General features: G+C 73.8%; 15 protein-coding genes. 9 read left to right on the forward strand and 6 right to left on the reverse strand.

What is annotated here, in order from left to right:
* The first annotated feature begins 48 nt into the window (after positions 1 to 48).
* Genes QQZ14_RS04855 through QQZ14_RS04865 form a run of 3 tightly spaced genes read left to right on the forward strand, consistent with a single transcriptional unit; the run spans position 49 to position 3,748 of the window.
* Entirely contained in the window at positions 49 to 1,206 is a 1,158-nt protein-coding gene (locus tag QQZ14_RS04855) for a glycoside hydrolase family 15 protein (RefSeq protein WP_284533045.1), read from the forward strand.
* A complete protein-coding gene (locus QQZ14_RS04860; protein ID WP_284533046.1) occupies positions 1,203 to 3,422 on the forward strand; it encodes a glycoside hydrolase family 31 protein in 2,220 nt (739 codons plus the stop codon). Before QQZ14_RS04855 ends, QQZ14_RS04860 begins: the two co-directional genes overlap by 4 nt.
* Complete coding sequence (locus QQZ14_RS04865; protein WP_284533047.1) at positions 3,419 to 3,748, forward strand: hypothetical protein; 330 nt, start codon at positions 3,419 to 3,421, stop codon at positions 3,746 to 3,748. The genes QQZ14_RS04860 and QQZ14_RS04865 overlap by 4 nt, the downstream gene beginning before the upstream one ends.
* Here the strand turns inward: QQZ14_RS04865 and QQZ14_RS04870 are convergent.
* The 4 genes from QQZ14_RS04870 to QQZ14_RS04885 form a co-directional block, all read right to left on the reverse strand.
* Positions 3,694 to 4,254 (reverse strand): cupin domain-containing protein, encoded by a 561-nt coding sequence (locus QQZ14_RS04870; protein ID WP_284533048.1) that lies wholly within the window; start codon positions 4,252 to 4,254, stop codon positions 3,694 to 3,696. The genes QQZ14_RS04865 and QQZ14_RS04870 overlap by 55 nt on opposite strands.
* Positions 4,251 to 5,681: an NAD(P)/FAD-dependent oxidoreductase gene (locus QQZ14_RS04875; RefSeq protein WP_284533049.1), complete on the reverse strand. Its 1,431-nt coding sequence runs from the start codon at positions 5,679 to 5,681 to the stop codon at positions 4,251 to 4,253. The genes QQZ14_RS04870 and QQZ14_RS04875 overlap by 4 nt, the downstream gene beginning before the upstream one ends.
* A complete protein-coding gene (locus QQZ14_RS04880) occupies positions 5,668 to 6,975 on the reverse strand; it encodes an aspartate aminotransferase family protein (RefSeq protein WP_284533050.1) in 1,308 nt (435 codons plus the stop codon). The genes QQZ14_RS04875 and QQZ14_RS04880 overlap by 14 nt, the downstream gene beginning before the upstream one ends.
* 126 nt (positions 6,976 to 7,101) lie before the next feature.
* Positions 7,102 to 8,622 (reverse strand): CoA-acylating methylmalonate-semialdehyde dehydrogenase, encoded by a 1,521-nt coding sequence (locus tag QQZ14_RS04885; protein WP_284533051.1) that lies wholly within the window; start codon positions 8,620 to 8,622, stop codon positions 7,102 to 7,104.
* A gap of 82 nt (positions 8,623 to 8,704) precedes the next feature.
* Here QQZ14_RS04885 and QQZ14_RS04890 point away from each other — a divergent pair, with 82 nt between their 5' ends.
* Positions 8,705 to 10,237 (forward strand): PucR family transcriptional regulator, encoded by a 1,533-nt coding sequence (locus QQZ14_RS04890; protein WP_284533052.1) that lies wholly within the window; start codon positions 8,705 to 8,707, stop codon positions 10,235 to 10,237.
* A 10-nt stretch (positions 10,238 to 10,247) separates the two neighbouring features.
* Here the strand turns inward: QQZ14_RS04890 and QQZ14_RS04895 are convergent, their stop codons facing one another.
* Entirely contained in the window at positions 10,248 to 10,889 is a 642-nt protein-coding gene (locus tag QQZ14_RS04895) for a LysE family translocator (RefSeq protein ID WP_284533053.1), read from the reverse strand.
* Between the two features lie 105 nt (positions 10,890 to 10,994).
* Here QQZ14_RS04895 and QQZ14_RS04900 point away from each other — a divergent pair, with 105 nt between their 5' ends.
* From QQZ14_RS04900 to QQZ14_RS04910, 3 genes are read left to right on the forward strand one after another with little or no spacing between them, the layout of a single operon-like run.
* Complete coding sequence (locus tag QQZ14_RS04900) at positions 10,995 to 12,254, forward strand: YibE/F family protein (protein ID WP_284533054.1); 1,260 nt, start codon at positions 10,995 to 10,997, stop codon at positions 12,252 to 12,254.
* 5 nt (positions 12,255 to 12,259) lie between these two features.
* Complete coding sequence (locus tag QQZ14_RS04905) at positions 12,260 to 13,369, forward strand: carbohydrate kinase (RefSeq protein ID WP_284533055.1); 1,110 nt, start codon at positions 12,260 to 12,262, stop codon at positions 13,367 to 13,369.
* The gene (locus tag QQZ14_RS04910) at positions 13,366 to 14,304 is read left to right on the forward strand and encodes a pseudouridine-5'-phosphate glycosidase (protein WP_284533056.1); all 939 of its coding nucleotides are present in this window, start codon (positions 13,366 to 13,368) and stop codon (positions 14,302 to 14,304) included. The genes QQZ14_RS04905 and QQZ14_RS04910 overlap by 4 nt, the downstream gene beginning before the upstream one ends.
* Positions 14,305 to 14,322: 18 nt before the next feature.
* On the opposite strand, the gene QQZ14_RS04915 is transcribed toward QQZ14_RS04910, so the two are convergent.
* Positions 14,323 to 14,712, reverse strand: coding sequence for a VOC family protein (locus QQZ14_RS04915; RefSeq protein ID WP_284533057.1), 390 nt, complete (start codon positions 14,710 to 14,712; stop codon positions 14,323 to 14,325).
* Between the two features lie 27 nt (positions 14,713 to 14,739).
* Here QQZ14_RS04915 and QQZ14_RS04920 point away from each other — a divergent pair, with 27 nt between their 5' ends.
* Both QQZ14_RS04920 and QQZ14_RS04925 read left to right on the forward strand, forming a co-directional pair.
* Entirely contained in the window at positions 14,740 to 15,585 is an 846-nt protein-coding gene (locus QQZ14_RS04920; RefSeq protein WP_284533058.1) for a helix-turn-helix domain-containing protein, read from the forward strand.
* Between the two features lie 80 nt (positions 15,586 to 15,665).
* A complete protein-coding gene (locus QQZ14_RS04925; protein ID WP_284533059.1) occupies positions 15,666 to 16,328 on the forward strand; it encodes a Type 1 glutamine amidotransferase-like domain-containing protein in 663 nt (220 codons plus the stop codon).
* Positions 16,329 to 16,939: the final 611 nt, after the last annotated feature.

The following is a 16,939-nucleotide window of genomic DNA, read 5'->3' on the forward strand; positions in this document are numbered from 1 at the left end:
GCCGTCTCGGCGGCCCACCTGTCGTCCCCGACGAAGAGAGCCTCTGGCATGTCCTCCCCGCACCCCGTCACCGCCCTCGACCTGAGTGCCGACGACCGCGCCCGGTTCGCCGACCTGGCGGTCACCAGCCACCGGGTCATCACCCGCCACCAGGACCCCGGCGGCGCCTACCCCGCCAGCCCGGACTTCTCGGCGTACGCCGGCTACTCCTGGCTGCGCGACGGCGCCTTCACCGCCGAGGGCGTGTCGCGGTACGGCGACGCGGGCTCGGCCGGCCGGTTCCACGACTGGGCCGCGCGGACACTGGCCCGCCGGCGCGGCCAGGTCGACGGCCTGCTCGCCGTCGCCCGGGAGGGTGGCACCCCGGCGCGCTCCGACATGCTGCCGACCCGGTTCACGTTCGCCGGCGAGGACGGCACCGACGAGTGGTGGGACTTCCAGACCGACGGCTACGGCACCTGGCTGTGGGCCGTGGTGACGTTCGCGCGCCGGCACGGACAGGGCCTGGACCGCTGGCGCGGCGGCATCGAGGTCGCCGTGGACTACCTGACGGCGTTCTGGTCCGCGCCCTGCTACGACTGGTGGGAGGAGCACGCCGAGCACCGCCACGTCTCCACGCTCGCCGCCATCCACGGCGGGCTGCGGGCCGTGCTCGGCGCGGACGGACTCGACCCCGTCCGCGCCGACGCGGCCGCCTCGGTGCTCGCCGAGATCCGGTCCCTCGTGCACGCCCAGGGGGTCGCCGGCGGCCACCTCACCAAGTGGCTGGGCAGCACCGCCGTCGACGCCTCGCTGGCCTCGGCGGTCGTGCCGTTCGGGCTGGTCTCCGAGCACGATCCGGTGGCCGCGGGCACCCTCCGGGCGGTGGCCGACCAGCTCGACACCGGAGGTGGGGTGCACCGGTTCCGCGACGACGTCTTCTACGGCGGCGGCCAGTGGCTGCTGCTCTCGGCGCTGCTCGGCTGGAACCTCGCGGTGCGCGGCGAGACCGGGGCGGCGCTGGGCCACCTGCGCTGGATCGCGGACCAGGCCACGGAGGCCGGTGAGCTGCCCGAGCAGGTGCCCGGCCACCTCCTCCACCCCGAGCACCGGCAGGAGTGGCTGGACCGGTGGGGTCCGGTCGCGACCCCGCTGCTGTGGTCGCACGGGATGTACCTCGTGCTCGCCGACGAGCTCGGCCTGCTCCCCGAGGAGGACGCCCGATGAACGCCGCGATCACCCACCGGCCGCACGGCATCGAGCACCCCTACGCGCACTCCGCGGACCAGCGGGTGCCGGTGCTGCCGCTCGCCGGCACCACCTGCCGGCTCGGCGTGGTCGCCGACCCGTCCGTGGTCGCCGTGCGCTGCGAGTGGGACGGACAGGTGCTCCCGATGCTGCCGGCGAGTGCCGACGCCGCCGACGCCGCCGCCCTGGCCGGAGGCGAGGGCCACCTCGCCGAGGCCCAGGCCGGCATGCTCGCCGCGGACGGCTCCTGGACCGTCGAGACGCCGGTCCTGGAGGAGGGCCGCCGCTACTCCTACCGGTTCCTGGCCGAGACCTCCTCCGGCGACACGGTCACCACGACGTCGTACGACGTCGCGCCGGCGACCTGGACCAGCACCCACACCGGCGCGGTGACCGGGGCCGGCGAGCGGCTCGTGCCGGACAGCGTCTCCTGGCTCGTCGGGCCCGACGGCGCGCACCGGGCCCGGTTCGCGTTGGCGCTCGGTCCGGGCGACCACGTCGTCGGCTTCGGCGAGCGGTTCGACCGGCTCGACCAGCTCGGGCACCGCCTCGACGCGGTGGTGTTCGAGCAGTACAAGTCCCAGGGCCGGCACGGCCGCACCTACCTGCCGATGCCGTTCGCCCACGTGGTCGGCGCCGACGGCAGTGCCTGGGGCTTCCACGTCCGCACCTCGCGGCGCACCTGGTACGACGTCGGCGCGAGCACCCCCGACGCGCTCGTCGTCGAGGTCGACCTGGGGATCGGCGGCGAGGGCGTCGACATCGCCGTCCACGACGGCACCCCGACCGAGGTGCTGCGCGAGTTCCTCGACGAGGTCGGCCGGGCCGAGGAGCTCCCCGAGTGGGTGCTGCGGCTGTGGGCGTCGGGCAACGAGTGGAACACCCAGCAGCTGGTGATGGACCGGATGGACACCCACCGCGACCTCGACATCCCCGTGGGCGTCGTGGTGATCGAGGCGTGGAGCGACGAGGAGGGCATCACGATCTTCCGCGACGCTCGCTACGAGCCGCACCCCGACGGCCGTGCGCACGAGGCGGCCGACTTCACCTATCCGGCCGACGGCGCCTGGCCGGACCCGCGCGGGATGGTCGACGAGCTGCACGCCCGCGGGGTCAAGGTGATCCTCTGGCAGATCCCGCTGCAGAAGACCGACCCCGAGCTCACCGGCCAGGTGCGGATGGACGCCGCGGCCATGGTGCGCGAGGGCCACGCGGTGCTCGAGGCCGACGGCTCGGCGTACCACAACCGCGGCTGGTGGTTCCCCCAGGCTCTGATGCCCGACCTGTCGGTGCAGCGCACCCGGGACTGGTGGACCGAGAAGCGGCGCTACCTGCTCTCCGACCTCGACGTCGACGGCTTCAAGACCGACGGCGGCGAGCACGCGTGGGGCCACGACCTGCGGTACGCCGACGGGCGCCGCGGCGACGAGGGCAACAACCTGTTCCCGGTGCACTACGCCCGCACCTTCGGCGACCTGCTGCGCTCGGAGGGCAAGGCGCCGGTGACGTTCTCGCGGGCCGGGTTCACCGGGTCGCAGGCGCACGGGGTGTTCTGGGCCGGTGACGAGGACTCGACGTGGGAGGCCTTCCGCAGCTCGGTGACCGCCGGGCTGACCGCCGCGGCGTGCGGGATCGTCTACTGGGGCTGGGACCTGGCCGGCTTCTCCGGTCCGGTGCCGGACGCCGAGCTCTACCTGCGGGCCGCGGCCGCCTCGGTGTTCATGCCGGTGATGCAGTACCACTCCGAGTTCAACCACCACCGGCCGCCGCTGCGCGACCGGACGCCGTGGAACGTGCAGGAGGCGAGCGGCGACGAGCGGGTGGTGCCGGTCTTCCGGCGGCTGGCGCAGCTGCGCGAGCGGCTCGTGCCCTACCTGGCGGAGCAGGCGCGGGTGGCGGTCACGACCGACCGGCCGCTGATGCGCCCGCTGTTCTTCGACCACCCGGCCGACCCGCAGGTGTGGGCGCACCCGCAGCAGTGGCAGCTCGGCGACAGCCTGCTGGTCAGCCCGGTGACCGAGCCCGGCGCGGCCGCGTGGCCGACGTACCTCCCGGCCGGCGCGTGGGTCGACGCGTGGACGGGCACGCCGTACGACGGCGGTGCGGTCGTGACCACCGACGTGCCGATCGACGTGGTGCCGGTGTTCGTGCGCGCCGAGGACTGGCCGGCGCTCGAGGAGGTGTTCGCCGGGTGACGTCCTTCGACGAGGTCCTCGACGCGCTCGCCGCCACCGCGCGCGAGAGCGAGGACGTCGTCGGGCTGGTCGCGTTCGGGTCGACCGCGGACCGCAGCAGGACCGATGCCGGGTCCGACCACGACTTCGCCCGGGTCGAGGACGTGTTCCGGGTCGCTCGAGGAGGCCGGACCCGCGGTCCTCGACCTGGCCGACGAGGTGCTCGCACCGGGGTGGGACGACTTCCCCACGCCGGAGTGGCGGCGGCGCGCCGGCGGATCGAGGAGCTGGCCTACGCCGGCCGGCGCTCGGGGTCGAAGTCGGACGGCTCGTCCGCGACCATGTAATTGGGGTCGGCCTCGATGGCCGCGACCGTCCGCCGCAGCCAGTCCTCGTCGCTGGTGTTGATCTCGCGCGACGCGAGCTGCTCGCGCAGGTACGCCAGGAGGTCGGTGGTGGTGTGCGCGTCCTTGGCGACCGAGGTCGCGTCGACGGCGGCCTGGAGGTCTCGGTCGTAACGGGCCATGGGGTGGCCGTACCCGCACGACAGCGCGACGTACACCTTGCGGAGCGCCTCGCCGACGGTCCAGGTCGTGCGCTCGCCGGCGTGCAGCCGCACCGCCACGCCGGGACCGAGCTCGACGACCTCGCCGTCCTCGAAGGCCACCGTGCCACGGCCGGCGAGCACGACGAAGACCTCGTCCACCTCGGTGTCCCGCTCGGTGCCCGGGTCCATCGACCAGATCCCGACCTCGGCGTCGCCGAGGGTGTCGAGGGGGAGCGTGCGGTCGGGTCCGAGGTCGGCGGCGAGGACCCCGGGGGACAGCAGGCGGCGAGACGTGGGTGCGGTCACGAGTCGAACCCCAGCCCGACCCGGTCGAGGGTCCGCAGGAACAGGTTGCGCCGGCCCTGACGGCGGTCGGCGCGGTCGAGCGACCAGCGGGTGAGGTTGATGCCGGCGCTGGCGAGCGGCTCGGGCGGGAACGGCAGCGGCAGCCGCCGCACCATCTCGAGCGCGGTGCGCTCGGTGGTCAGCCCGGCCAGCCGGTCGAGCATCACCTCGGCGGCGAACCGGGTGGCCCCGACGCCGAGCCCGGTGAAGCCGGCGGCGTACGCCACCCGGCCGCGCGCGGCCAAGCCGTGAAACGCCGCGAACCGCGTGGAGGTGTCGATCGCACCGGCCCAGCGGTGGGTGAACGAGACGCCCTCGAGCTGGGGGAACACCGTGAGGAAGTGCGACGCCAGCCGGCGGAAGGTCTCCGGCCGCTCCTCGTGCGCGGCTCCGACCCGGCGGCGGTAGATCGCGTCGTACCCGCCCCAGAGGATCCGGTGGTCGGCGGTGAGCCGGGAGTAGTGGAACTGGTTGGCCAGGTCGCCGAGTCCCTGCCGGTGCGCCCAGCCGACCGAGGCGAGCTGCGCGTCGCTGAGCGGCTCGGTCATCAGCACGTAGTCGTACACGGGCACGGTCAGCAGCCGGGCCCGCCGCAGCAGTGACGGGAACACGTTGGTCGCCAGCGCGACCCGGTCGCTGGTCACCGAGCCGGCGCCGGTGTGCACGGACACGCGGCCGCTCGCGGCGGTGTCGATGCCGGTCACGCGTGTGTGCTCGTGGATCTCGACGCCGAGCTCGGCGGCGACGCGGGCCAGCTCGCGGGCGAGCCGCGCGGGGTGCACCAGCGCGCAGTCGTCGCGGCTCCAGTCGCCGGCGAGGAACACCGGGCTGTCGATCTCGCGGCGTACAGCGGCGGCGTCCAGGAAGCCGTGGTCCGGAGCTCGAGCGGACTCCTGCAGCCACTCGACCTGGTGGGGCTCGACCGCCACGCTCAGCACGCCGGTCCGCTCGAACTGGCAGTCCAGCCCGAGGCCGCGTACGTCGGCCTCGAACGCGTCGAGGTTCTCGCGGCCGAGCCGCTCGAGCACGGCATACTCCTCGGGCCAGCGGGATCGGCCGTTCTCCTCGCCGTGGGTGAGGCTTGCCTCGCAGAAGCCGCCGTTGCGGCCGGACGCGGCCCAGCCCACCGTCTCCGCCTCGAGCAGCACGACCCGCGCGCCGGGGTCGCGGCGCTTGGCGAGCACCGCGGTCCACAGCCCGCAGTAGCCGCCGCCGACCACGGCGAGGTCGGCGGACGCCGATCCCGTCAGCGTCGGGTACGCCGGCGCGGCGCCCGCGTCCTCGAGCCAGAACACCGCGTGCCGCGTCGGCGCGAGCGCGGCGTCGACGGCCGCGGCCGGGGGAGCGAGCCGCTCGAAGACGGTGTCGTGCCGGCTAGGCCCGCGCATGGACGTCGCCGGCCTTGAGCGCGTCGTCGAGGATCGCGAGGCCCTCGCGCGCCTCCTCGTCGCTCATCGTGCACGGCGGCACCAGGTGGATCCGGTTGGTGTTGGCGAACGGCAGCATCCCGGCCGTCTTGCAGGCCGCGACCACCTCGCCGAGGGCGGCCGGCGGCAGCAGCTCACGGGTGTCCCGGTCGGTGACGAGGTCGACCGCCCAGAACGCGCCGACGCCGCGGACCTCCCCGACGCACGGGTGCCGCCCGGCGATCTCGGCCAGGCCGGGGCCGAGGACCTCGCGGCCGAGCCGGTCGGCGTTCTCGACGATGCGCTCGTCGCGCATGGTGTGGATCGTCGCCACGGCCGCGGCGGTCGCCAGCGGGTGGCCGGAGTAGGTCAGCCCGCCGGGGTAGGGCCGGTGGGCGAACGTGTCGGCGACCGGCTCGCTGATGATCACCCCGCCGAGCGGGACGTAGCCGGAGTTCACGCCCTTGGCGAAGGTGATCAGGTCCGGGGTGACGTCGTACCGGTCCAGCGCCAGCCAGGTGCCCGCGCGCCCGAACCCGGCCATCACCTCATCGAGGATCAGCATGATGCCGTGCCGGTCGCACAGCTCGCGGACCCCGGCGAGGTAGCCCGGCGGCGGCTCGAAGATGCCGGCGGTGCCGGGGATCGTCTCGAGCAGGATCGCCGCGATCGTCTGCGGGCCCTCCGCCTCGATCGTGCGCGAGAGGTGCTGCAGCGCCCGCTCGCGCTCCTCCTCCTGCGTGGTCGCGTGGAACTCCGAGCGGTAGAGGAACGGGCCGAAGAAGTGCACGGTCCCGGCGGTCGCGGTGTCGTTGGGCCAGCGCCGCGGGTCGCCGGTCAGGTTGATCGCGGTCTGGGTGCCGCCATGGTAGGAGCGGTACGCCGAGAGCACCTTGAACCGTCCCGTGTGCAGCCGGGCCATCCGGACGGCGTGCTCGTTGGCGTCCGCGCCGCCGTTGGTGAAGAACACCTTCTCGAACCCGTCCGGCGCGATGCCGGCGATCAGCGCTGCGGCCTGCGAGCGCTGCGCGTTGGCGTGCTGCGGCGCGATCGTGCACAGCCGGTCGGCCTGCTCCTTGATCGCGGCGACCACCCGGGGGTGCTGGTGGCCGATGTTGGTGAACACCAGCTGGGAGGAGAAGTCCAGGTAGCGACGGTCCTCGTCGTCCCACACGTAGGAGCCGCGGGCGGCGCCGATCACCATCGGGGTGATCTCGGCCTGGGCGGACCAGGAGTGGAAGACGTGCTTGCGGTCCAGGTCGTACGTCGTGCTCATCGCGCGGGGTCCTCTCGGTGGAGCGTCCAGTTTCGTCGGTCGGCCGACGGAGTCCGACCCTGGACGACGAAGCTTCGTCGTCCAGGCGCGAGCTTCGTCGGCCGACCGACGAAACTCGCGAGCCGGTCAGTGGTTCTTGGGGAAGGCCAGCTCGAGCCCGCCGACGGTGCCCGGGTCGGGCCAGCGGGTCGTGACGACCTTGCCGCGGGTGAAGAAGTGCACGCCCTCGACGCCGTGGGCGTGGGTGTCGCCGAACAGCGAGGACTTCCAGCCGCCGAAGGAGTAGTAGGCCATCGGCACCGGGATCGGGACGTTCACGCCGATCATGCCGACCTGCACGTCCTGCTCGAAGGCGCGGGCGGCGCCGCCGTTGCTGGTGAAGATCGCGGTGCCGTTGCCGTAGCGGTTGGCGTTGACAAGGTCGAGCGCCTCGGCGTAGGTCTCGGCGCGCACCACGCAGAGCACCGGCCCGAAGATCTCGTCGGTGTAGACGCTCATCGAGGGCTCGACGTGGTCGAACAGCGTCGGGCCGAGCCAGAAGCCGTCCTGCTCGCCGTCGGCGTCGACCTTGCGCCCGTCCACGACGACCGTGGCGCCCGCAGCCTCGCCGGCGTCGACGTACGACGCCACCTTGTCGCGGTGCGCGGAGGTGACCAGCGGACCCATGTCCGTCCCCCGGGTCCCGTCGCCGATCCGCAGCGTCGCGGTGCGCTCGGCGATCCTCTCGACCAGCGCGTCGCCGACGCCGCCGACGGCGACGACCACGCTGATCGCCATGCAGCGCTCGCCCGCCGAGCCGTAGCCGGCGCTGACCGCCGCGTCGGCGGCCAGGTCGAGGTCCGCGTCGGGGAGCACCACCATGTGGTTCTTGGCGCCGCCGAGGGCCTGGACCCGCTTGCCGGCCCGGCTGGCCCGCTCGTAGACGTACTCGGCGATCGGGGTCGAGCCGACGAAGCTGATCGAGGCGACGTCCGGGTGGTCGAGCAGACCGTCGACGGCGACCTTGTCGCCCTGCAGCACGGTGAAGACGCCGTCGGGCAGGCCGGCCTCCTGCCACAGCCGGGCCATCCAGATCGACGCGGACGGGTCCTTCTCGCTGGGCTTGAGGACCACCGCGTTGCCGGCGGCGATCGCGATCGGGAAGAACCACATCGGGACCATCGCCGGGAAGTTGAACGGGCTGATCACGCCCACGACGCCGAGCGGCTGGCGGATGCTGTGCACGTCGACCCCGGTGGAGACCTGCGGGCTGTTCGACCCCTTGAGCAGGTGGGGGATGCCGCAGGCGAACTCCACGACCTCCTGTCCCCGGGACACTTCGCCCACGGCGTCGGAGTGCACCTTGCCGTGCTCGGCGGTGATGATCGCGGCCAGCTCCTCCTTGCGCTCGTTGAGCAGCTCGCGGAACCGGAACACGACCTGGGTGCGCGCGCTCACCGAGGTCGCCGCCCAGGTTTCCGACGCCGCCTTCGCGGACGCCACCGCGGCCGCGATGTCGTCGGCGTCGGCGAACACGACCTGGCCGGTGACCCGACCGGTGGCGGGGTTGGTCACGTCGCCCGTCCGGGCCGCGGCGCCCGGATGGGCGCGGCCGTCGATCCAGTGCGGGATGGTCGCCGGGACGTCGGGGGGCGTGGAGAGCATCATGCCGGCCATCCTCGCGGCGTCCGCCCGCTCGAGCGAGGGACGACCTGTCCCACTTCTCGCTCCGGGTGCGACACTGTGTCGCGTGCCGGTCACCATCCGCGAAGCGTTGTCGCTGCCCGCCCTGGCTGCGGGGGACCCGGTGGTCCTCAGCGGCGAGGCCGCCCTGGAGCGGCCGCTGCGGTGGGTCCACGTCTCGGAGGTGCGCGACATCGGCACGCTGCTGTCCGGGGACGAGCTGGTGCTGACCACCGGCCTGGGGATGGCCGCGTCGACGGACGCCGCCGACGACTTCGTGCGCCAGCTCGTCGAGGTGGGGGCGGCCGGGTTGGTGATCGAGCTGAGCGCGGCGTACCCCTCGGTGCCGGAGCCGGCCCTGCGCCGGGCGCGCGCCGCCGGGTTCCCGCTCGTCGCGCTGAACCGCCCGGTGCGGTTCGTCGAGGTGACCGAGGCGGTGCACCGGACGATCGTCGCGGAGCACTTCGACGAGGTCGCCTTCGCCGGGCGGGTGCACGAGACCTTCACCGAGCTGAGCCTGGCGCGGGCCTCCATGAGCCGGCTGGTCGAGGCCGCGGCCGACCTCGCCGCAGGGTCCGTGGTGCTGGAGGACCTGGGTCGCCGCGTGCTCGTCCCGGCCGCACGCGACGAGCCGGTCGAGCGGCTGCTCACCGACTGGGAGCGCCGGTCGCGGCTCACGCCGTTCCTCCGCACGAGCGGGCGAGGCGGTCCGGAGGGCTGGCTCACCACGCCGGTCGGCATCCAAGGCGGCGCCTGGGGCCGGCTGGTCGTGACCGCGCCGCGCGACGACGAGAGGGCGCGGCTGGTGGCGGAGCGGGCCGCGCAGGCCCTCGAGCTCGGCCGGATGATCGAGCGCGACGAGACCTCCGTCCAGCTGCGCGTGCACGGTGGGTTCCTCCTCGATCTGCTCGACGGCCGGCTCGGGGCCGAGCCCGTGGCCGCCGCCCGACTGCGCGCGCTCGGGGTCCCGCCGGCGGCGTCGTACGTCGGAGCCGTGGCCCGACTGCGGTCCGAGGCGCCGGTGGACCGGCTGGTGTCCGTGGTCGGTGACGTCGCGGGGCTGGTCGGCGTGCTCGACGCGGTGCACGTCGGGCTGCTCGTGCCGGCCGACACGGATCTCGACGCCCTCGCGCGCGCCCTGGCGGACGTCGAGCCGGACGCGGTGCTGGCCTCGGGACACTCGGTCCCCGGCGTCCTCCTCGCGGCGACCTCGCTGCGCTCGGCCCGCGCCGTGGCCGACGTGGCCGTCACGATGCCACGGATCGGCGGCTGCGTGCGCCAGGCCGACATCCGGCTTCCCGGGCTGCTGATGTCGTTGCGCGACGACGCCCGGCTGCAGGAGTTCACCGAGGCCGAGCTCGGCGCGCTGCTCGAGTACGAGGCCCGGCACGGCGGCGGGCTGGTCGCGCTGCTGCGCCAGTTCCTCGCCGTCGGCGGCAACAAGACCGAGCTGGCGCGGGTGGCCCATCGCAACCGGACCTCGCTCTACCCCGCGCTGCGCCGGCTCGAGGACCTGGTCGGGCACCCGCTCGACGACCCGACGTCGCGGCTGTCGCTCGGGGTCGCGCTGCTCGCCCACGACCAGCGCCGCGCCGGCTGAGCGGCTCCGGCTACTTGGACGCCGCGAGGGTGGCGCCGAGACCGATCATCATCACGCCCCCGGCGACACCGAGCCGGTCGAGACGGTGCGGTCGCCGGGCGAACCAGTCGCGGGCCTTGCCCGCCGCCAGTGCCCAGATGCTGTCGGAGGTCACCCCGAGCGTCCCGAACACCACACCGAGGGCGGCCACCTGGAGGCCCTCGTGGCCCGCGGAGTCGTTGACGAACTGCGGCAGGAACGCCACGAAGAACACCAGCGTCTTCGGGTTCGTCACCCCGACGGTGAAGCCGACCCGCAGCGACGTCAGGGCCGGCGCCGAAGGCCGCGGGCCCCGGCCGACCGCCTCGAGCGCGAGCCGGGCGTCGGAGCGGTGCCGGATCGCCTGCACGCCGAGCCACACGACGTACGCCGCCCCCACGACCTTCACGACCAGGTAGGCCTCGGCGCTCGCCGCGACGACCGCGCCGAGGCCGACCGCGATCGCGAAGACCTGGGTGACGATGCCCCAGGAGTTGCCGACCACCGACAGCAGCGCGTCGCGGCGGCCGACGGTCAGCGCCCGGCCGATCGTGAACAGCAGGCTCGGGCCGGGGACCTGGATGAACAGCACGCTGGCCGCCACGAAGGCGATCCACTGGCTGGTCGTCGGCACGAACCCATTCTGGGGCACCGGGCCGGTTCCGCGCCCATCGGCCCGGACGGCAGACTGTCCCCGGAAGCGGGGGCGACCGCCACGCTCGGGACGAGGAGGGTGCTCATGGCCGGTGGTCACGCGCACCGCGCTCCCCGTGGGCACCGGCACGCCGGCGGTCACGGTCATGGGCACGGCGACCCGGGCGCCGAGGTCGAGGTCGCCCGGGGTCCGCGCGCGGCGCTGCTCTCCGCGCTCGCCCTGGCCGCGGTCGCCGCCGTCGCGGGCCTCGTCCTGCTGTGGCCGAGCGGGTCGGAGGTCGACCGGATCACCGAGAGCGTGCCGTTCGCGCTGCCCGGCGTCACGTTCCCGACGGCCGAGGTGGACGCCGTGCGCCCGCCCTGTGCCGGGCCCGCCCAACGCGCCGGGGACTGCGGCCTGCTCGAGGTCACGGTGGCCGAGGGTGCGGGGAAGGGCGATCACGCCTCGGTCCAGGTCGCGCCGCAGGTCTCGAAGTCGGGGCTGGCGCCCGGCGACCGAGTGAAGGTGCAGCGCACCCCGGGCGCGGACGGCGCGGACGCGTCGTACGCCTACTTCGGCACCGACCGGACCACACCGCTGCTGGTCCTGCTCGGCGTCTTCGTGTTCCTGGTGCTGCTGGTCGCGCGGTGGCGCGGGCTCTTCGCGCTGGTCGGTCTCGGGTTCAGCGGCGTCGTGCTGTGGGAGTTCGCGCTGCCGGCGCTGCTCACCGGGGAGTCCGGGCTCCTGGTCGGGCTGACCACCGCGGCCGCGATCATGTTCGTGGTGCTCTACACGACCCACGGGTTCTCGCTGCGCACCAGCACCGCGCTCGCCGGCACGCTCGCCGGCGTCCTCGTGACCGCCGGGCTCGGCGTGCTGGCCACCAATGCCACCCACCTCACCGGGATCCCCGACGAGTCGGCGGGCGTCCTGTCCAGCCTGGTCGGCGACCTGAGCTTCCACGGCCTGTTCGCGTGCGCCACGGTGGTGGCGGGGCTCGGCGTGCTCAACGACGTCACCATCACGCAGTCGTCCGCGGTGTGGGAGATCCGCGGTGCCGCACCGACGATGACCCGGGCGCAGGTGTTCGCCAGCGGGATGCGCATCGGCCGCGACCACATCGCCTCCACGATCTACACGATCGTGTTCGCCTACGCCGGTACGGCGCTCGCCGTGCTGCTGATCCTCCAGCTCTACGGCCTGCCCTTCGACGACCTGCTCGCCACCGAGGACATCACCCAGGAGGTGGTGCGCACGCTGGCCAGCAGCATCGGCCTGGTGCTGGCCGTGCCGCTCACGACCGCGATCGCGGCGCTCGTGATCCCCGGGCCTCTTGCTTATTCGGATAAAGAGGGCTTATTGTAGTAAGTGTGAACCTGACGGAGCGTGAGCGCGCGATCGTCGCGCTGCTCCGCCGCGACCCCCTCGCCGGCTCCGCCGCGATCGCCGAGGCGCTCGGCACCACCCGGGCGGCGGTCAACGTGCACCTGTCCAACCTGACCCGCAAGGGCGTGCTGCTCGGCCGGGGCTACGTGCTCAGCGAGGGCCCGTCGGTGGTGGTCGTCGGCGGCGCCAACATGGACATCAAGGCCCGGAGCACCCGGACGGCGGTGACGGCGTCGAGCAACCCCGGGGCCGCCTCCATGGCCGCCGGCGGCGTCGGCCGCAACATCGCGGAGAACCTCGCCCGGCTCGGTACCCGCACCCACCTGGTCGCCGCGATCGGCAGCGACGGGCTGGGCGACCAGGTCCTCTCGGCCACGTCGAACGCCGGCGTCCTGGTCGAGCACGTGCGCCGCAGCGCCCGGTCGACCGGCACCTACACCGCGGTGCTCGACGCCGACGGCGAGCTCGTCGTCGCGGTCGCCGACATGGCCGCCACCGACGAGCTCTCACCCGACCAGGTCGGCGCCGCCCGCGACCTCGTGGCCACGGCGTCGCTGATGGTCCTGGACGGCAACCTCGCCACCGCGACCCTCGGCTACGCCCTCGACCTGGCCGCTGACGCCGGCACCCGGGTGCTGCTCGACCCGGTCAGCGTGCCGAAGGCGGCCGCCCTCGCGCCGCTGGTCACCCGCGAGCGCCCGGTCTTCGCGATGACGCCCAACCGCGACGAGCTCGCCGCGCTCACCGACCTGCCGACCCGGACCCGGCGCCAGCAGGAGGCCGCCGCGCGGTCGCTGCACGACCGCGGCGTCGAGCTCGTCTGGATCCGGCTCGGGCCGGCCGGGTCGCTGCTCAGCTCGGCCGACGGCGTCATCGCCCTGGAGTCCGTCTCGCCCGACGTGGCCGGGGACGTGATCGACGTGACCGGCGCGGGCGACTCGATGACCGGCGCGTTCTGCCACGACCTGCTCGCCGGAGCAGAGCCGGCCGAGGCCGCGGCGTACGGCCACGCCGCCGCGGCACTCACCATCGCCAGTCCCCACACCGTCCGACCCGACCTCACCGACCGACTCGTCAGGAGCCTGCTGTCATGACCACGCCTCACCTGGGCCCACACCCGATGCTCACGCTCACCGACGAGGTCGCGCAGGCCCTGCGCGACGGCGCCCCGGTGGTCGCGCTGGAGAGCACGATCATCAGCCACGGCATGCCCTACCCGCAGAACGTCGAGATGGCGACCGAGGTCGAGGACATCATCCGTGACGCCGGCGCGGTGCCGGCGACGATCGCGGTGCTCCACGGCCGCCCCCGGATCGGGCTCGGCACCGACGACCTCGAGCTGCTCGCCAGCCACGAGGACGTGGCGAAGGTCAGCGTGCGCGACCTGCCCTTCGTCATCGCCCGCGGCGCCCATGGCGCCACCACGGTCGCCGCGACCATGCGCCTGGCCGCCCTCGCCGGGATCCGCACCTTCGTCACCGGCGGCCTCGGCGGCGTCCACCGCGGCGCGCAGCAGAGTTTCGACGAGTCCGCCGACCTCACCGAGCTCGGGACGACGGACGTCGCCGTGGTCTCGGCCGGTGTGAAGAGCATCCTCGACATCGGCCTCACCCTCGAGCGCCTGGAGACGCTGGGCGTGCCGGTGCTCGCCTACGGCGCCGACGAGTTCCCCTCCTTCTTCTCCCGCTCCAGCGGGCACGCCGCGCCGATGCGTGCCGACACTCCAGCCGAGATCGCCGCGACCATGGCCGCGAAGTGGGACCTCGGCATCGCCGGCGGGGTCGTCATCGCCAACCCCATCCCCGTCGAGGACGAGATCCCCGCCGACGAGATCGGCGCGATCATCGAGCAGGCACTCGGCGACATGGACGCGCTCGGCATCCACGGCAAGGACGCGACGCCGTACCTCCTCGGCCGGATCGTCGAGATCACCGGCGGCGCCTCGCTGACCGCGAACATCGCGTTGGTGCGTCACAACGCCCGGCTCGGCGCCGCGATCGCGCAGGAGTACGCCGCCCTGCGCGGCTGAGCCCGAGCCCACCGGCTACTAGTTCGCGGCGTCGGTGAGGCAGAACGGGTGACCCGAGGGCGAGATCAGCACGCGCCAGGTCTCGCCGGGCTGCGGGTCGGCGAGCTTCGCGCCGAGGCCGAGGGCGTGCGCCTCGGTCGCGGCGATGTCGGCGCAGGCGAGGTCGAAGTGGAACTGCTTGCGCCCGCCCTCGTCCGGCCAGGACGGCGGCTGATGGTCGGCGACCAGCCCGATCCCGAGCGCGGGAGCGCCGGACGGGCCGGTCAGCATCGCGTACTCCGCCTGCTGGTGCGCCACCTCCCAGCCGAGCAGACCGGCCCAGAACGTCGCCTCGGCGGCGACGTCCCCGGCGTCGAGGGTGGTCATCTTCAAGGTGGCGACGGGCGTGGTCGTCGTGGCATCGGTCATGTCCCCGATCGTCCCTAGTCTGGACGCGTGCCGACTAGGACGAATGCGACGACGACGCGTGCCGGGATCCTCCGGCCCGAGATGTTCTCCCGGCACGTCACGCTCGAGCGCACCGACACCTCCCCGGCGTTGGCGCCGTGGGTGGAGTACCACTGGACGTTGCGGTGGGACCTGCCGCCCGACGTCGCGTTCACCAGTGCGATCGTGCCCCACCCGTCGAGCACCGTGAGCGTCGAGCACGGCACGGCGCGACGACCCGAGACCGCCGGTGAGGCCGTGGTCGTCACCGGGGTCGTCACCCACCGCTTCGACGTCGAGGTGCACGGCCGCGGGTGGGTGCACGGGGTCAAGCTGCGCCCCGGTGCGGTGACCGCCCTGACCGGTCACGACGCGAAGGCGCTGGTCGACCGCACGGTCCCGGTCCGCGAGGTGCTGCCGCCCGCCGTCGGCGCGGGGCTGCGCGAGCTGGCGCCGGACACCCCGTCGGCGGTGGCGACCGCCACGGCCTGCGCGGCGCTCGAGTCGCTCCTGCCCGCCGAGCCCGACCCGTCCTACGACGCTCTCCTGCGTGTGATCGCCGACATGCTGGCCGACCGGTCGCTGCTGCGGGTCGCCGAGGTCGCCGAGCGCCACGGCATCGGTCGCCGGTCGCTCGAACGGCTCTTTGCCCGCTACGTCGGCGTGGGGCCCAAGTGGGTGCTCGCGCGCTACCGGATGCACGACGTCGTGACCGCCCTCGACGAGGGCTACGCCGGCCCGCTCGCCGACCTCGCCGCCACGTTCGGCTGGTTCGACCAGGCCCACTTCGGTCGCGACTTCGCCGCCCTCGTGGGCTGCCCGCCGAGCGCCTACCGACGTCGCTCGCAGGAGTAGACGGCTCCGGCGGGCGGTGTGTCGATCCGGGACCGGCCCGTTCGTTGCGGGCATGAAGCCCACTCGATCCAGGAGGAACCGTGAAGCTGCTGCTCACGTCCGGCGGTATCACCAACGCCAGCATCCACCGCGCGCTCCTCGACCTGCTCGGCGAGCCGGTCGAGGAGGCCACCGCGCTCTGCATCCCCACGGCGCAGTGGGGCCACCCGATGTGCGGCCCGGCGTCCGCGCGCCGGTTCGTCAGCGGCGCCCAGCCGAGCGGCGGCATGACCTCGCTGCCGTGGAGGTCGCTGGGGCTCCTCGAGCTCACGGCGCTGCCGACGATCGGCCCCGACCGCTGGGTGCCCTGGGTCGAGGAGGCCGACGTGCTCCTCGTCGACGGTGGCGAGGCGACGTACCTGTGCCACTGGATGCGCGAGTCCGGACTCGCCGACCGCCTCCCCTTGTTGGCCGACACCGTCTGGGTGGGCGTGAGCGCCGGGAGCATGGTGATGACACCCCGGATCGGCACCGAGTTCGTCGAGTGGCCGACCGCGCCGGATGACCTCACGCTGGGTGTCGTCGACTTCTCGATCTTCCCGCACCTGGACGTGTTCCCCGAGAACACCATGGCCGACGCCGAGCGCTGGGCCGGCGCCATCGGCGGCCCGGCCTACGTCCTCGACGACCAGTCGGCGATCACGGTCGTCGACGGCGTCGTGGAGGTCATCTCTGAAGGGACCTGGAAGCTCGTGCGGCCCTAGACAGGATGGCGTGACTGCCGGGCCAGTCACGCCATACCGTCTGGTCCCTCGCACCCGCCGACGTGCTGGCCGACCGTCGGATCGAGATCAGAAGGCCGCGGCCCCGGGCCGTGAATCGGGTGGCGAGCGCCCCCTGCGCCGTGGAGGCTGGCCCGCATGGACGAGGACGGCGTGACGGGGGCTCAGGTGGTCGATCTCCTAGCGCGCGCCTCCGCAGCGGGTATCGGTGTGTGGATCATGGGCGGTTGGGGGATCGACGCCCCCTGAGCTCGGGCGCCTGACGGCCTGCGCGGGGTGGCGGAGGCCGGGCGGCTTGCGGGCAGGCGTGGGGGCAGGTGTGTGGTCCCGCCTCCTGGTTCTCGAGGGAGTGTGGTTGCGGTGGGCGGTGGTTGCGGCCGTTGGTTGGGCTGCGGGTGGGTGGGGGTCGTCCGTGGTGGTGAGGGCCGAGGATTGGTTCGGTCTATGTGCGCCGGGTGAAGGCGACCTTGCCGTTGGGGAGGTGGGTGGTCGTGTAGTGGGGGTCGTGGGCTCTGGCGTGGTGCTTTGGGCAGAGCAGTCGGCCGTGTTTGGTGTTGGTGTTGCCGCCGGTGGCCCAGGTGGGGTCGAGGTGG

The sequence above is a fragment of the Nocardioides sp. T2.26MG-1 genome (assembly GCF_950101795.1).
Classification (GTDB): Bacteria; Actinomycetota; Actinomycetes; order Propionibacteriales; family Nocardioidaceae; genus Nocardioides.

What these genes read in the sequence shown, in the direction of transcription:
- QQZ14_RS04880 (WP_284533050.1), bottom strand. Translation starts at nt 6,975, where the DNA reads ATGAGCACGACGTACGACCTGGACCGCAAGCACGTCTTCCACTCCTGG.
- QQZ14_RS04855 (WP_284533045.1), top strand. Translation starts at nt 49, where the DNA reads ATGTCCTCCCCGCACCCCGTCACCGCCCTCGACCTGAGTGCCGACGAC.
- QQZ14_RS04915 (WP_284533057.1), bottom strand. Translation starts at nt 14,712, where the DNA reads ATGACCGATGCCACGACGACCACGCCCGTCGCCACCTTGAAGATGACC.
- QQZ14_RS04885 (WP_284533051.1), bottom strand. Translation starts at nt 8,622, where the DNA reads ATGATGCTCTCCACGCCCCCCGACGTCCCGGCGACCATCCCGCACTGG.
- QQZ14_RS04875 (WP_284533049.1), bottom strand. Translation starts at nt 5,681, where the DNA reads ATGCGCGGGCCTAGCCGGCACGACACCGTCTTCGAGCGGCTCGCTCCC.
- QQZ14_RS04860 (WP_284533046.1), top strand. Translation starts at nt 1,203, where the DNA reads ATGAACGCCGCGATCACCCACCGGCCGCACGGCATCGAGCACCCCTAC.
- QQZ14_RS04900 (WP_284533054.1), top strand. Translation starts at nt 10,995, where the DNA reads ATGGCCGGTGGTCACGCGCACCGCGCTCCCCGTGGGCACCGGCACGCC.
- QQZ14_RS04910 (WP_284533056.1), top strand. Translation starts at nt 13,366, where the DNA reads ATGACCACGCCTCACCTGGGCCCACACCCGATGCTCACGCTCACCGAC.